General features: G+C 71.0%; 14 protein-coding genes. All 14 read right to left on the bottom strand.

Annotated elements, in window-relative coordinates; translation table 11 throughout:
* Positions 1-21: 21 nt before the first annotated feature.
* Positions 22-444 (bottom strand): VOC family protein, encoded by a 423-nt coding sequence (locus ACWPN5_RS23520; RefSeq protein ID WP_492297675.1) that lies wholly within the window; start codon positions 442-444, stop codon positions 22-24.
* Between the two features lie 140 nt (positions 445-584).
* Positions 585-1769 (bottom strand): porin, encoded by a 1185-nt coding sequence (locus ACWPN5_RS23515; RefSeq protein WP_492297673.1) that lies wholly within the window; start codon positions 1767-1769, stop codon positions 585-587.
* Between the two features lie 60 nt (positions 1770-1829).
* The gene (locus ACWPN5_RS23510; protein WP_492297671.1) at positions 1830-2657 is read right to left on the bottom strand and encodes a hypothetical protein; all 828 of its coding nucleotides are present in this window, start codon (positions 2655-2657) and stop codon (positions 1830-1832) included.
* The gene (locus ACWPN5_RS23505; protein WP_492297669.1) at positions 2654-3079 is read right to left on the bottom strand and encodes an SET domain-containing protein; all 426 of its coding nucleotides are present in this window, start codon (positions 3077-3079) and stop codon (positions 2654-2656) included. The genes ACWPN5_RS23510 and ACWPN5_RS23505 overlap by 4 nt, the downstream gene beginning before the upstream one ends.
* A gap of 23 nt (positions 3080-3102) precedes the next feature.
* Positions 3103-4257 (bottom strand): SDR family oxidoreductase, encoded by a 1155-nt coding sequence (locus ACWPN5_RS23500; RefSeq protein ID WP_492297667.1) that lies wholly within the window; start codon positions 4255-4257, stop codon positions 3103-3105.
* 81 nt (positions 4258-4338) lie between these two features.
* A complete protein-coding gene (locus ACWPN5_RS23495; RefSeq protein ID WP_492297665.1) occupies positions 4339-6018 on the bottom strand; it encodes an ATP-binding cassette domain-containing protein in 1680 nt (559 codons plus the stop codon).
* Positions 6019-6025: 7 nt separating this feature from the next.
* Complete coding sequence (locus tag ACWPN5_RS23490; RefSeq protein ID WP_145689507.1) at positions 6026-7342, bottom strand: prohibitin family protein; 1317 nt, start codon at positions 7340-7342, stop codon at positions 6026-6028.
* A gap of 1 nt (position 7343) precedes the next feature.
* The gene (locus ACWPN5_RS23485; protein WP_492297663.1) at positions 7344-9053 is read right to left on the bottom strand and encodes an ATP-binding cassette domain-containing protein; all 1710 of its coding nucleotides are present in this window, start codon (positions 9051-9053) and stop codon (positions 7344-7346) included.
* A 9-nt stretch (positions 9054-9062) separates the two neighbouring features.
* Complete coding sequence (locus ACWPN5_RS23480; RefSeq protein ID WP_492297660.1) at positions 9063-9824, bottom strand: substrate-binding periplasmic protein; 762 nt, start codon at positions 9822-9824, stop codon at positions 9063-9065.
* Positions 9821-9991 (bottom strand): hypothetical protein, encoded by a 171-nt coding sequence (locus tag ACWPN5_RS23475; protein ID WP_167555913.1) that lies wholly within the window; start codon positions 9989-9991, stop codon positions 9821-9823. Before ACWPN5_RS23475 ends, ACWPN5_RS23480 begins: the two co-directional genes overlap by 4 nt.
* 56 nt (positions 9992-10047) lie before the next feature.
* Positions 10048-10560 carry a YcjF family protein gene (locus tag ACWPN5_RS23470; RefSeq protein ID WP_145689502.1) on the bottom strand — a complete coding sequence of 171 codons (513 nt, stop codon included), beginning with the start codon at positions 10558-10560 and terminating at the stop codon, positions 10048-10050.
* Positions 10561-12007: 1447 nt separating this feature from the next.
* Complete coding sequence (locus ACWPN5_RS23465) at positions 12008-14230, bottom strand: type VI secretion system protein (protein WP_492297658.1); 2223 nt, start codon at positions 14228-14230, stop codon at positions 12008-12010.
* A complete protein-coding gene (locus ACWPN5_RS23460; protein WP_492297656.1) occupies positions 14218-14946 on the bottom strand; it encodes a hypothetical protein in 729 nt (242 codons plus the stop codon). Before ACWPN5_RS23460 ends, ACWPN5_RS23465 begins: the two co-directional genes overlap by 13 nt.
* On the bottom strand, positions 14943-15407 hold the full coding sequence (locus ACWPN5_RS23455; protein WP_492297654.1) for a hypothetical protein: 465 nt from the start codon (positions 15405-15407) through the stop codon (positions 14943-14945). Before ACWPN5_RS23455 ends, ACWPN5_RS23460 begins: the two co-directional genes overlap by 4 nt.

The raw sequence follows: 15407 nt of genomic DNA, 5'->3' as shown, positions 1-15407 counted from the left end.
GGTCGCCTCGACCTTTCTTATTCAGGTCGCCTCGACCTGGGCGAACATGCCGGAGTCGTCGGTGAAGCTCTTGAACTCCAGCCCGTTGCCCGAGGGGTCGAGGATGAAGAAAGTCCCCTGTTCCGACGGCTTGCCGGGGTAGCGGATCTGCGGCTCCAGCAGGAAGGTCGCTCCGGCGGCCTCCAGCCGCGCCCTCAGCGCGTCCCACACCGGGCGCGGCAGCACCGCTCCGAAATGGTGCAGCGGCACCGCCTTGCCGTCGACCATGCTGGTCTCGGTCGAGCGCGGCTCGGACGAGCGGTGGGCGGAGATCTGGTTGCCGAAGAAGTCGAAATCGATCCACCGCTCGGTGGAGCGCCCTTCGCGGCAGCCCAGGACATCGACGTAGAAACGGCGGGTTTCCTCGATGTCCCGGATGGGAAAGGCGAGATGGAACGCGAACACCGGCGCACCCTTTTGACGTTGGTTCGGGTGGCCAGGGTAGACCGCGCTCCGTGGTGCCAACAAACGAATTCAGCGCGGGTCGATGGCGCGAAAACGCTGCGGCCCCTGGAGCTTTCCACGGGCCGCAGCGGTCGGCCCGATCAGAAGGCCAGACGGGTGTCGAGCATCACGATGTGCGCGCGGTCCTTCAGGTCGCCGCCGTCGGGGCGGGCCGCCTGCAGGGCGGACTGCACGTAGTCGTACTCCAGCCCGGCGGTGAAGCCGGGGGCGACGGTCCAGGTGACGCCGCCCTGCCAGATGTCCGCCTTGCTCGGCGTGGACATGGTCGCGCTGTCGTTGCCCAGCGCCCGCAGGTAGTTGGCGGCGAACAGCAGCGGCCCGGCGCTGTACTGCGCGCCGAAGATCCAGTTCTGCTGCGCCCGCGTCTGGGCGAGGCCCTCGGCGTAGCCGCTGTCGCCGCTGTAGGCGTAGCTGGCGCCGACCTTCACCGGGCCGTAGCCGACGTTAGCCCCGACATGGACGGAGTTCAGGTCCTCGAAGGACTGGCTGACGACGCCGTCGGTCTGGCGCACCGCCTTGCCGGTCGCGTAGAAGGCGCTGCCCTCGACGCTGAAATCGCCGACCGCGGTCTGGAAGGCGCCGCCGACCTCGACCACGTCGCGGAAGGACAGCAGGTCACCCAGCGCGTCGGTGGTGCGGCGGTTGACCGAGCTGTTGGAGTCGCCGCTGCGCGGCATGTAGGACACCGCCGCCGACAGGCCGCCGAAGCTCGGCGTGATGTAGACGAACTTGGTCCCGGTGTCGTAGGCGATCAGCGTGCGCAGGCTGGTGGCGGCCAGCGGCAGGGCGCCGAAGGTCGAGGAGCCGTTCAGGAACAGGATGCCGTTGCTGTCCGGGCTGCCGGCCACGCCCTCGACGTTCGGGCCGATCATCCCGTATTCGTCCGACAGGCCGTTGATGACGCCGGCCTGGATCGTGCCGAAGGCGCCGTTGGCGAACAGGAAGGCGCGGTCGTTCTCGATGTTGCGGGTCGAGACGGTGGGATCACCGTTGCCCGCCACGATGCGCAGCCGCGCGCCGTAGGTCAGGCCGTTGTCGGCGGTGGCCGTCGGGGTGACGACCAGACGGTAGCGGTTGGCGAACTCGCGCGGGCGCAGGCCCTCGTCCTGCTGCTGGCGGATGTAGGCGCCCTGGAAATAGGCGTCGCCGCCGAGGATCAGGTCGAAGCTCGGCTCGGCCAGGGCCGGGGCCGACGTCAGGGCGGCGAAGGCGGTGCCGGCGAGAGCGGCGGCGCGAAGGGAGAAGGCGTTCATGGGCGTCGTCATTCCAGGGTCGAGGCTTGCGGGGTGATGTTTTGAAATCCCCTCTCCCCTCCGGGGAGAGGGTTAGGGTGAGGGAGTTGCGCGTGTCAGACCGTTCGGCAAAAGCGCAACCCCCTCACCGGCCCTACGGGCCACCCTCTCCCCAGAGGGGAGAGGGTTAGTACAAAACCAGCGGCGGCCGAAGGCGGTGAGGTTGCCGTCCTCCAGCCGGGCGAGGCAGAGGATCTCCACGCTGTCGGCCCAGCGCGGGTTGACGCGGCGGAACTGGGCGACGGCCGGGCTGTCCAGCTTGGCCTCGCTGATGGCGCGGGCCTCCTCGGTCAGGCCGTAGCCCTGCCACTGCCAGTCCACGGTGCCGGTGTCGGCGTCGTAGTAGTGGGCGAAGCATTCCCGCCCGATGTGGTCGCGGAAGGCCCGGTCGAGGTCGTCCGGAGGCTGGTCCGGATGCGGCGTGTGGCGGACGAACAGCATCGGCATGTAGCGGTAGGAGCGGTAGCCGACCGCGCTGTAGCTCCAGTACCACAGCCGTCCCGAACGGTCGGCGCGGGCGCGGGCGACCATCTCGGCGACCATCGAGCGCACCAGTTCGTTCGACCCCCAGAAGCGGCGCTCCAGGATGCAATGGGCGGTGTGGAAGGCGCCGACGGCGGTGCCGCCGATCTCCACCGCCTGCCGGTAGACGGTGGCGAAGCCGACCAGTTCCCCGGTCCCGGCGTCCTCCTGCAGCACGCAGTGGTCGAGGTCTTCCAGCTCCTCGTTGAAATAGTCCTCGCCGTAGCCTTCGAACCAGACGCTGAGCAGGGCGAACATCGCCGCCCGGCGCTCGGGCGTCAGGGCCGCCGGCTCGACGAAGCTGGTCCGCAGGGGAGGGCGCGCCGCGGGCGTGGTCATTCCTCGGCCCCGGCCCCGGCCCCGGTCAGATAGAGCGCCGCCCCGGCCTCGCGCACGTCGGCGCAGATGTCCTCATAGTTGCAGGTGATCTCCTCCCCGGCGGCGATGGCGCGGCGGGCGACGAAGCGCCGCCAGTCGCCGGGATCGGCCCGCCCGATGGATGGACCGTCCGCGTGGTTGAGAAACCGGGCGTCGTCCCCCGGCAGAAGGATGCCGACCCCCTCGATCACGCAGCCGTGGAAGTCGACCAGCCGGGCGATCTGCGGAAACTCGGCCAGCACGGCGTCGTCGGGCGCCAGCAGGCGGTCGATGCGGGCGTCGAACGCCCACACCGGCGTGCCGGCGGCGACCGCCTCCTCGGCGAACAGCCCCAGCCCGTGGATCGGGCTGGAGGCGAGGCGGGTGGCGATGAGGAGCGGCATGGCGTCCTTCTCCAGGAGTAACGTCAGGCGGCGGCGGTGGCCGGCGCCAGCGACTCGTCGAACTCGAAGCTGGCGGCGTCGTCGACGAACTGCTCGGCGATGGTCGTGCCGGGGTTGGTCAGGCAGACGCCGATGTAGTCGGCGAAGCGCGGCGGCGGGGTGAAGCCCTCGGCGAGCAGGCGGCTGTTGTCGAAGGCGATGTCCTGCGCGGTGAAGCGGTGGTACTTGCGCCCGCCCGCCATCATCGTCCGGTGCAGAATGTCGCGCTGCGGGAAGGCCAGCCGGAAGGCGCGGTCGAAGGGCTTCCAGCCTTCCGGACCCTTCGGGTCGAAGAAGCTGTAGGGGCGGGTGCCCTCATGGCCGTGCGCGGCGAAGGCGGCCTGGAAGTCGCTCCAGGTCGTCCGGCTGCCGAGGCCGGCGGAGATGTGGTAGAGGTTGTGCTTCAGGTCGGGCTTGCGCAGCAGGTCGTGCAGCCGGGCCGAGGCCCAGTCCACCGGAACGATGTCGATGAAGCCGTCCGGCGAGCAGGGCAGGACGCCGGTGCGGTCGACCAGCCGGAAGAACCAGAAGATGCTGGCGCTGGGGCGCACGCCCATCGCGGTGTGGCCAACGACGATGGACGGGCGGCAGACGACGATCGGCAGGTCGGGGAAGCCGGCGGCCAGGGCGCGCTCCGCCGCCGCCTTGCTGCGGGTGTATTCGACGATGTGCGGCGTGTCGTGGCCGGGGGCCGGGGCCTCCTCGACCATCTCCAGCCACGGCGTCTCGCCGCAGCAGAAGGCGGTGCCGATGTGCAGGAAGCGTTGCAGGTGCTTCATGCGGCGGGCGCGGGCGGCCAGCGCCAGCGTGCCGTCGACGTTGATCTGCCAGACCGAATGGCGGCTGTCGAAGGAGGTGTCGGCGGCGACGTGGACGATGTGGGTCACCGCGTCCAGCCGCGGGTCGGTGCTGGTGGCCAGCGACTGCAGGTCGCCCGGAATGATCTGGCAGAGATCGGCGTAGGCCTGGGCCGTGGCGCGGTCGACGCAGCGCATCAGGTTGGTGGCGAGACGGGCGCGGCAGGCGGCCTCGTCGGCGCCGCGGATCAGCAGCAGGCAGTCCGCCGCGGTCCCGTTCTTGACGGCGTCGAGGTAGAAGGAACCACCGAGAAAGCCGGTGCCGCCGGTGAGAAGGATCATGGTGTGCCTCGGTCTCGCGTCTGGGGGAGGGGAGGGTTCGGTTGGTGGCTCCGACCGACCGGGCCCGATCCGTTGGTCGGATCAGGCGGGCAGCAGGTCGGGGGCCGGAAGGGCAGGGGTGTCGAGCCGGCGGATACCGCCCTGCTCCACCTGGATCTGCACGTCGGCGGCGTCGAAATACGCGTCGTCGTGGGTCACGGCGATCACGGTGATGCCGCGCGCCTTCATCCAGGGAATGATCTCGCGGTAGAATTTCCGCCGGAAATAGGGGGACTGGTCGGCGGCCCATTCGTCGAGCACCAGCACGGGCTTGCGCTCCAGCAGGGCGGCGGCCAGCGCGAGGCGCTTCTTCTGCCCCTGCGACAGGTCCACCGTCGTGAAGGCGCGGTCCTCGACCGCCACCTTGTCGGACATCTCCAGCAGGTCGAGCAGCTCGTCGGCGAAGCCGTCCTCCAGCGACACCGCGCCGTAGAGCTGGCGGGTGACGTGGTTGTCGGAGAAGACGACGGAGAACAGGTCGCGGTAGGAGCCCAGCGTGTCCGCCGTCACCACCGCGCCGTCCACCGTCAGGCTGCCGCGCTGCGCCGGGTAGAGGCCGAGCAGCAGGTGGATCAGCGTGCTCTTGCCGGCGCCGTTGTGGCCGGTGACGAAGACGACGTCGCCGCGCTGCACCGACAGGTCGATGGGACCGACCGTGAAGGAGCCGGTGCCGTCGCGCCCGGGGTGGCGGTAGGACGCTCCGTCGAGCGCGAGGGTGGCGAAGTCGGCGAAGCCGGTCGGCGGCGCGTCCTTGGCCCGGCGCTGCGCAGGACGGGGTGTGGCGGGGCGGGGGGGCGCCTTCAGCTCCGCCTCCACCGCCAGATAGGAGCGGGCGGCGGTCTCGGCGCTGATGTAGGAGGGGTAGGAGGCGACGATGGTGATGACCGGATAGGCGATGAAGGCGGCGGCGTGGCCGGCCAGCACGACGGTCGCGATGTCGGTGCTGGTCACCGCCGGCAGCAGGAAGATGATCCCGGCCAGCGCCGCGTAATAGGTCAGTTCGCTCAGCGTGAAGTAGTGGCTGTACTCGGCGCCGAAGCGGTGGCGCTCCGTCCGCAAAGCCTCGGCGCAGGCGGTGGCGTCGGACAGCGCGTTGGCGGCGCGGCGGCGGTTCAGCTTGCACTCGCGCAGCGTCTGCAGGATGTGGTCCGACCGTTCCGACAGCGCGCCCTCGGCCTCATGGATCGTCTCCGACAGCCGCTCCAGCCGCAGCACGGAGCGCGCGATCAGGACGCCGCCGACCGTCAGGAAGCCCAGCACGATCAGCACCGCGGCGTTCGACAGTGTGGCGAGGTAGAGCAGGCAGAGGACAATGGCCGCGACCGACTGGAAGCTGATGACCAGGGTCGGGACCGCCTGGGCGAGAAGCTGCAACTCCGGCCCGGCCACCTGGGCGAGGCGGGTGGAGCCGACCGCCATGGCGTCGGGCAGGTCGGCGGCCACCGCCCGGCGCAGCAGGTCGACGCGCAGGACAGCCAGCGCCGCCTGCATCCGCTTGGACGCCGCGCTCATCATCCAGCCCTGCGCGAACCGCCAGGAGAAGGCGGACAGCAGGAAGATGAACAGCAGGCGCTGCAACCCCTCCGGATCGTCCATGATGACCAGCGCGCTGTTCAGCGAGGTCAGCAGGGCGAGGTTGAGGGCCGCCGCCAGCACCGCCAGCAGCATCAGCGGCTGCATGTTGCGCAGGGCGTCGCGTCTCAGGATGCGCCAGAGATCCATCGCCGGCTCACTTGGGCTGAATGAGGTCGAGCAGACGGGACGGCGACATGGTCGACAGGATGGGGGCCGACGCGGCCTTGCCGTCCTTTGCAGCACCCGCTGCGCCACTTGCGGCCTGGGGCTTGACGCCGGGGACCGGCGCCGCCGGCGCGTGGCCCGCCGTGGCCGGCGCGGGTTCGGCGCCCGCTTGGTTCAGGCTGGGCATCTGGGCGACCGGCACCTGTCCGGGGGTGCCCTCGCCGCTCAGCGAGGGGAGCTGCGCGGCGGGCGGGACCGGCAGGCCGCTCGGCATGGTGACCGTCGCGGCCCCCGCCTGCGGCGCGCCGGGGGCGGGGGTTCCGGGCATCGGGAGGGTGGCGCCCCCGCCCGAAGCGGCGTCGAGGATCAGCGGCAGCCCGCCGCTGGCGGCGTTGCCGATGACGACGATCTTGGCGTTGGGCGAATGGGCCAGCTCCAGCGTCGCCTCGATGCCGCGCCAGCGCAGGTAGTTCTCGGTCAGGTTGGCCTGGACCGTCTCCTGGAAGGCGCGGATGCCCTGGCCTTCCAGCTGCTTGCGCTGGCTCTCGAACAGCTCGCGCTGCAGGCGGAACTGGTATTCCTGGGCGGCCTGGTCCTGCTGGATCTTGCGCTCGATCGACACCATGATCGCCTCGGGCAGCGAGACGTTGCGGATCAGGATGTCCTGGATCAGCAGATAGCCGGTCTTGGTCCGCCCGTCCGGCTTCGGCGTGTCCTCGGCCCCGATGATCTGGGCGTACATCACGCGGTCGGCGACCTGCTCGAAAGTCTCGGTCTGAACGCGCAGGCGGCGGTGGGCGTAAAGTTCGTCGGCCTTGAAGCGCGACACGATCTCGCGCGAGACCGACCCGACCTCCGGCACCAGCAGCACTTCCAGATAGTTCGGCCCGACGTTCTTGTGCAGGGCGGCCAGCATCTCCGCGTAGGGGCGGTAGCGCACCGTGATCTCGATGCTGACGTTCAGGCCGTCATTGGCGATGGCCGAGTAGGAGCGGGTGTCCTCCTGCAGGCGCAGGTCGTAGACCTCGATCTTGTCCCAGGGGAAGATGACGTGCACGCCCTCGGCCAGGGCCGGAGCCATCTGGGTGCCCTGGTGGAAACGCTTCCACAGCACGCCGCCGTGGCCGGCCGGGATGAAGACGACGATCGACGGCGCGAAGTAGAGGAAGATCAGAATACCGACCAGCAGCGTGCACAGCAGCGACCGGCGGTGCTCCTCGTACCAGTTGCCGAGCAGCGCGCGCAGGCGCGACTTCGGCTGCGGCGTCGCGTCGGCGTCGTCGTAGGTGAAGGCCTGGTCAGCCATGTCACGCGGTCTCCTGGAGCAAAGCCGTGGCGGGGCGGGGCGCGGCCTTGTCGGCCGGCAGGTCCATCTGCCCGTTTGTCATGTGAATGGTGACGTCGCAGACCGACGAGGCGTTGCCGTCGTGCGACACGAAGATCACGGTGCGGCCGAGCGCCCGCAGCTTGCCGATGATCTCGTTGGTGAAGCGGGTGCGGAACTCGGCGTCCTGGTCGGACGTCCATTCGTCGAGGATGATGATCGGACGCCCCTCCGCGACCGCGACGGCCAGAGCGACGCGGCGGCGCTGGCCCTTGGAGAGGTCGCGGTTCAGCAGGCCGTCGCCGGTCTCCGGCACCAGATGGTCGATCTTCAGATAGGCCAGCATCTCGCGGAACAGCTCCGCGTCGAAGGTCGGCCCCTGCGGCAGGCGGGTGAACAGATGGTGGTCCTGGAACACCGCGCAGAACAGGTCGCGGTAGCTCTCCAGCCGGTCGCCCTCCACCGCCTGCCCGTCGAGCAGCACCTGCCCCTCGTCCGGGCGGAACAGCAGCGGGATGACGCGCAGCAGGGTGGACTTGCCCGACCCGTTGGCGCCGACGATGCCGACGACGCTGCCCGCCGGGATGGTCATGTCGATGGGACCGATCACGAAGGGCTCGGGCCGCAGCCCGGCGCGGTAGGCGAAGCGCACGCCGCGCAGTTCGATGGCGGAGAAGCGGCGCGGCGCGCGGGCCAGCTTCGACGGCGCGTATTCCGCCGCCGGCATGGCGGCGAGCAGGGTGGTGAGCTGGTTCGCCGCGTCCTCCGCCGCGATGTAGTCGGGCACGGCGTTGAGGAACTTCGACAGCGGCCGGGCGAGGAACAGGATGACCGAGGTCACCAGCGGAAGCTCCGCCGTCGACAGCGCGCCCATGCGCGGGAAGATGAAGACGAAGACCGCGGAGAAGCCGATGACGATGGTGGCGATCCAGGAGAACAGCTCGCCCAGATTGCGGCCGTGGCGCCGCTTCAGGTCCTCCCATTGGGCGACGTCGGCCTCGACCGCCTGGGCCAGCTCGTCGCGCCGCGCCTTGCCCAGCTTGATCTCGGCGTTGCCGCCGACGATCTCGGAGAAGCCCTGGAGCATCCGCACCTCGGACTCCTTGGCTTGACCCAGCAGGGCGCGGGTCCGCTGCGCCTCGCGCACGTACCAGCCGCCGATCATCGCGCCGGCCACCAGGAGCAGCGTGGCGCCCACCGTGGTCAGCGTCCACAGGTAGAGGTAGGCCACGACCGCCACCAGCATCATGTTGGCGGCGATCGACAGGTTGGGCAGCAGCGCCGCGATGCGCTCCAGATGGTGGTTGCCGAGGTCGAAGGAGCGCCGCGCCTGCATGTCGAGGATGTCGGCGTGGTTGCCGAGCGTGACGGTCTGCAGGAAGCGCCGCCGCACCCCGGCCAGCGCGCTGAAGCCGGTGGTCAGCACCAGCCCGACGAAGCGCTTGCTGAAGGCGTAGGAGACCAGCAGCGCCAGGCAGAAGATCAGGAAGGGCGTGTCCAGCACCTCGCCGCGCATCCAGCCGTTCAGCTCGGCGCTGAGGCTCATCAGGCTGATGAGGTTGGCGGTGGCGGCGACGCAGCCGGTCACCACCAGCCGGGTCAGGATCTCACGGTCGGCCAGCCCGATCAGGGGAAGCAGGGCCGAGACGGGCCGGCTGGGGGCGACGCGCTTGCTTGTCTTGCTCTTGCTCATCGCTCCGCCTCACTCCGCCAGCCAGGAGTCGAGGATGCGGGTGATCGTTCCGTTGTCGCGCAGCTTGACGAAGGCGGCCTGCAGCCGCTCCGCCTTCTCCTTGCGCGCCTTGGGCATGGCGATGTAGCGGGGGATCAGGCCCAACGGCTTGGGCAGGACGCGCACGTCCTTCAGCCGCCCGTCCTGCTTGGCCATGTGGTTCAGCACGTGCAGGTCGCCGACGATCACGTCCACCCGGCCCAGGATCAGGCGGCGGAAATTGACCACGTTGCTGCTCGACGGGACCTTTTCCAGATAGGTCGCGGCGTCGAAATCCGGCGCGTAGGCGAAGCCGTCGACCACGCCGATGCGGTAGGGGGTCAGGTCCTCCAGCCGCTCGAAGGCGATGGGGGAGTCCTTGCGCACCATGAAGACGGTCGTGCCGGTGCGGAACGGGCCGATCATGTTGTATTGCGCGAAACGGGCGGGCGAGGCGATGAACTGGAACCCGACGTCGGCCGTGTTCTCGTCCATCGACCGGACGACCTCCGTCCAGGACAGCGGCCGGTGGACCGGGGTGATGGTCAGTTCCTTCAGCAGGGCGACGACGATCTCGGTGTCGATCCCCGTGCGGGTGCCGTTGAAGGAGTAGTTGTAAGGCGGGAAATGGTCTTCCGACGCGATGGTCCAGTATTCGGCGCGCGCCGGAAGGATCGCGGCGAACAGCGCCAGCAGGACCGGCAGCAGGAGCCGCAGGACCGGGCGGAGGACGGACGCCGTCGCCGCCGTCATGCCTTCGCCCGCTTCTTGGCGCGGGTGGTCAGCAGGATCATCACGAGAAGGGCGCCGGGCGGGGTCAGAACCACCGCCAGGAAGGCGTAAAGCAGGAAGCCGCCGCGGCGGCCGATCCCCAGAAACCCGACCAGCAGGCAGAGACCGATGTAGATCAGCTCGAACACGGCGATGCTTCCTTCTTTGCTCGGCCTTCTTTGCCCGGCGCCCCGGCGTCGTGCCCTTAGCCGGCCTTCTGGACCGGCTGCTCTTCCATCTGCGGGGCCGCGGCGGGGGCCTCGCCGGCCTCGTCCTTGGCCTCGTTCCGGGCGGCCTCGAACTCCTTGCGGAAATGCTCGCGCATCGCCTCGACGTCGAAGTCCAGCAGCGTGCCGCCGGTCTCGAAGTGCTGCGCGAACACGCGGCCGAGCGCCTGGGTGGCGGCCAGCGACAGGGCCGGCATGACGGCGACGCCCAGGGCGGTGCCGATGAACGGAACGGCCTTCACGGCGGAGCCGAGCACGCTGGAGCTGAGCGCGCCGGGCATGACGCCGCCCATCAGCGCGCCGATGATCGCGCGGGTGCGCTCCTGCGCGAACTCGATCTCATAGAGCTTGGCGAGCTTATGGATCAGGTTGAGCTGGGCCACGCTGACCGCGGCGACGTCCGCGCCGGGAACGGGGATGAGTCCGAAGGCGCCCGAGGCGTAGCTGTGATACTTGATCAGTTCCTGGGCGCGCTTCTTGCGGTCTACCATGATCCGAAACCTTTCGAGGGTCAGGTGAGGTTGATTTCAGGTGGAAACTTTGGTTTTCGATACACGCCTTAGGACGTTATGCGTCGCAAGCTCAGCATCCCGAAAGAAACAAAACATCGCCAATCAACCGCTGTAAAAGCGATTGGTAAAAGAATGCCCTTATTGCTTCTGGTAAATTAGGCGGGGGTCCTCAGGACTTTCGCTGGACAGAGAACGGCAGCCCAACGATCCAATATGTCCCAACGACTTGATACATTTTCAGTACTTAACAACGCATTAAATGCCTATGACCACCGTCGGAGTTTTTGTCGGAAGCTGCGTCATCTTTCTGCGAATTGTGACAAAGTTCATCATGAGCTTTTCTTTGTATAATGAACTTCACTACCTCTGCGGGAAGCGGGCCGGCAGATCGAGGGAGCGCGCCGGAAGTTCGTTGCGCCCGCCCATACTGACCGCCGCTCCCAGGACCAGGACGGTGTCGCGCGCCGGCTGTCCCTCGATGGTCTGCGTGGGCAGGGCGACGCGCAGCAGCAGGCCGTCCCGCGACGAGGACGCGGCGTGGCTCTTCAGCAGGCGCAGCAGCGCCCACGGTCCGCGCTCGGCCAGGGTGATGGTGTCGCCGGTCGCGGCGGCGGTTCCGCCGGCCGCAGCGCCCTTCGGACGGTAGGGCGACCCGGCGGCCCAGCGGGCGCTCAGCAGCACCGGCTGGCCCGGCGTCCAGGCGAGCGTCCCGCCGTTGGCCGCCGCCCCCACCGCGCTGGCGCCGGAGCGCACCGACCAGTCGATGATGTGCTCCGCCCCGACCTCCTGCGCGCGGTTGGCTCCGTAGGTGAGGCGGACGCTGACGGGGGCCGGGCGGGCGATGGCCTCCAGCAGGGGGCGGGCGGCCTCCATCCGTTCCAGGAAGGCGGCGACGTCGGGGGTCGCGGCCCGCATCACCGCCGCCCGGTGCTCATCGAGCTGCCGGTAGAAGCGGCGGACGTCCTGCGGGTCGGCGTCGGCCGCCCCGCGCGCCTGTTCCGGGCCGACGAAGGGGAAGCGCCCGGCGAGGGTCTGCGCGAAGGCGGTGGACAGCTTCGACAGGGCGACGTCGCTGTCCGGAACGGAGGTTTCCGGCGGCAGTCTGGGCGGGATCGGCAGATGCGCGACGACGGCCGGCGCCTCCACATTAGCGGATGGTGGCGCGGCGGGCGGTGGCGCCGCGGGTTCCGGCGATGGGGCCGGCCGCGGAGGCGGGGCCACCGCGACCGGCTTGGCCGGCTCCGCTTCGGGCGAAATGGGCTTCGGCTCTGCGGGCTTGGGCGCAGCGGGCTTGGATGCCGCGGCCTTGGCTTCGGCCGGCTTGACGGCTTCGGCGGGCGGAGCGTCGGGAACCGGCGCGGGCAGGTCGGCGGCCAGGGCGTCCGGCAGCGCGGTCACCGCCGGGTTGAGAACCAACGCGCCGCCGTCACCCACCGCGAACAGGGTTCCGGTCTGCGGCGCGTCCAGCGCCAGGACGGCGGCGCGGGCGCCGGTCGCGGCGGTGGACAGGGCCTCGGTGATGCGGTCGGTGGTGTCGCGGCCTGGCAGATCGGCGATGGCGGCCTTCTGGAGCGCCACCCGGATCGCGTCGGGCAGGCCGCGGGCGGGCTCCTGCAGGGCGCCGGCGATGGGCCAGGAAACGGCTTCGGCGACGGCGGCGGTCAGGCGGCGGACGTCGTCGACATCCTCGGCGGTCGGCGTCTCCGGCAGGCCGCGCAGCCGTTCGGCCAGGGCCTCGGCGCGCTGGCGGAGCGGGTTGCGGCCATACAGCTCCTCGGCCAGCGGAGCGGCGAGCTGCACCGATTCCGCGCGCACCGCCGCGGCGATGGTCCGGGCGTCCAGGTTGGGCAGGTCGGCGCCCGCGGCGATGCGCGTGATGTAGCCGTCCGTCGCCGTCATCGGCGACCGGGGGACGGCGCCGTAGACGCTTTCGGCCAGCGCGTTCAGCTCGTCGAAGCCGCTGTTGCGGCGGAAGCGGTCGTAGCGCTCCAGCGCGTCGCGCCGCCCGCCGATGCGGTCGAGCTGCTCGGCGAGCCGGCGGAAGGCGGGCAGATCCTCGAACTCGCTGCGGGTTGGCGACCGGCGGCAGGTCGGCCATGGTGGCGCTGGGCAGCAGGGCGTCGCGGATCGGCCGCAGCACCGAGCGGCGCAGCGTGACGGAGGCGAGCCGCTTCTTGTCCTCGTCGAAGGTGCTGACCAGCGAGGTCGGCAGCAGCGGCGTGGCGAGGGAACTGCGCTCCATCACCGCCGTGGCGGCGATCACCCGACCGGCCAGGGGGCCGTCGGTGACGGCGTCGCGCGCCAGCAGCGCCCGGCGCAGGTCGGCGGTGGCGGCGGCGACCGGCGGGCTGCCGGCGGACACGCTGGACACGCCCTGCCACGCGGCGACCGACAGGCCGGCGACCGAGGCGGCGAGCGCGGCCTGGGCCATCCGGCGGCGCTTGTGGGCCTGCTGGTAGGCCGCGTCGGACGGCCGCCCATAGCCGGCCTCGGCGAAGGCGCGGCCCGGCAGCAGGTTGCGGGCGAAGACCGGGCGGCGCCCGCCGATGGCCGGGGCGTAGGCGCCGGTCAGGGCGATGCCGCGCAGCGGGAAGGGCTCCGCCTGGTCGTCGCCGCCCAGAACACCGTCGAGGAACAGCGCCAGCGGATGGCGCAGCGTGTCCAGGGACGCCGGCAGCAGCGGCAGCCGCACCCCGGCGGTGCCGGCGGCGAAGGCGTCGGCCTCCAGAACGGCGATGTCGGCGGCGATGGCCTCGAAGGCCTCGTCGATGCGGCGCGGCTCGAAGGGCTTGGCCCAGTCCTGGGGGTTGGTCCAGCCCAGCACGCCGTCCAGCAGGGCCGACGGCATGGCGGCGCAGAGGTCGGTGAAGCCGTCCAGCGCCTCGGCGCGGACCACGACCACATGCACCGGGCCGACCACGCCGAGCTCGTCGCGCAGGGTCCGCAGGCGCTCCCGCAGGGCGGCGCCCCGCCTGGCCAGCGCGTCGCGCGGGCCGGGGCGCTCGGCGGCGGCGCGCAACTCGTCGGCGCCGACCATCAGCAGGACGCCGTCCAGCGGGCGGCGCATCGGCCGCTTGCGCATCGCCGCGACCAGCGCCGGCCAGGACGCGCCCAGCCGGGAGCCGTCGGCGGAATCGGCGCCGGCGTGCAGGATCGCCGCCCCTTCGCAGAACCACCAGCAGCCGTTCTCGCCGTTGCCGTCCTCGGGCCAGCGGACATGGGTCGGGTCGGTGGCGAGCAGAGCGGGTCCGCCGACGCCGAAGGCGAGGAACCACGGGATGTCGCCGCGGCGCAGGGGACCGCGCATCTGCCGCGTCAGGATGTCCAGCCCCTCGCCGTAGACGCGGGCGTTGGGCGGCGTGTCGGCTGCGGCCTTCGTGGGGGGAGGGGCCTCGGCGCGGACGCGCAGCGGCGCCGGCGGGGCGGTCCGGCGCGCAGGCGCCTTCTTTTGGCCGGTGCCCTTGGCGGTGGGCTTGCGCCGCCAGCCGCGCAGCTTCGGCCAGACCATCCGGCCGAGGCGATAGAAGATGTAGAGCGGCAGCGCCAGCAGCGCGTAGGGCGCCAGCGTGACGGTGAAGGACAGCAGATGGACGATGGCGGAGCCGATGGTGGAGAGCACCAGCTCCAGCGTGAGCATCAGTAGGACCATGACAGCCCCATATCCTCGACCGCGGCGCGGGCGCCGTTCAGATCGCGTTGGATGCCGCCGACGGCGCCGGCCCACAGCAGGTGCGAGACCACCAGGAACAGCACGGCGGTCCCGCCCACCGCCCACCACCAGCGGCGCGCGGACGGCGCGAGGTAGCCGGGCACGGCGCCGTCCGTCGGCTCGCAGGCGCGCGGGCTGGGATGGCTGGCCGCGGCGCGCTCGCCGACGACGATGCGGTGCAGGGCGGGGCGGCGGGCGGTCGCCTGGGTGTCGTCGGGAAAGCCCAGCGCCAGCGCCGCGAGATAGACGGCGGCCAGCCCGCGGTCGGCCTTGGCGCCTTGGCGGATCAGGTCGTCGGCCTGGACGAACAGGGTTTGCAGCGTTGCGTTCGCGCCGAACAGGCGGCTGGAGACCACGGCGTCGGCGGGCCGCGTCTGGGTCAGCGCGCGGTCGGCCAGCATGGCCATGGCGAAGACCGCCTTGACCACGGTGCCATGCGCGCCCGGCCCTTGCGAGACGGCGGCGCCGCTCATCCCATGGAGCGTGGCGGTCAGACGGTCGGCCACCGTTCCCGCCGGCGCCTGCGCGTCGGCGCAGCCGGCCAGCAGATCCTCCTGGAAGGCGCGGAACAGGGCCAGCGTACCGGCGGGTTTGGCGCCGGCGAGGACGGCCTTCGGTGTAGGGGCGGATTGCGCCGCAGCGATTTGGGCGGTCACGGCGTTCCCTCCGTCAGCGGAGCCACGGTGAAGCTGTCCCGTCCCAGCCGCACGTCCAGGGCGCCGGCGCCGTCCAGCGTCTGCCGGTGGGCGCCGGGCGCGCCGTACCGCGCGTAGACGAGGGTTTGGATCGGGGGTGTAGCGAAGGGGGGCAGGCTGTGCAGGAGCACGCTCTGGCCCGGCACCATCTCCCAGGAGGCGATGGCGATGCGGCTGCCGGCCTCGGCGCTCAGCGCCTCGCGGTCGCGGAACCAGCCCGCGGCGTCGAGCCCGGCCAGCCGTCCGGCCAGCGCCGGGTCGGCCACCCGCACCACATCGACCGCGACCGGGCGGCGCCCGTTGGCGTCGGGCTCGGCGACGATGCGCAGGACGGGGGCGTCGGCGCCCCCCGCATTAGGTGTGGGTCCGCTGGCGGCGCAGCCGGCGAGCGTCAGGGATAGGATAATCGCGAGGCGCTTCAT

The organism is Azospirillum sp. UENF 211521 (assembly GCF_058780535.1).
Note: the sequence above shows the minus strand (reverse complement) of the source record. Positions and strands in the feature narration are given on the sequence as shown.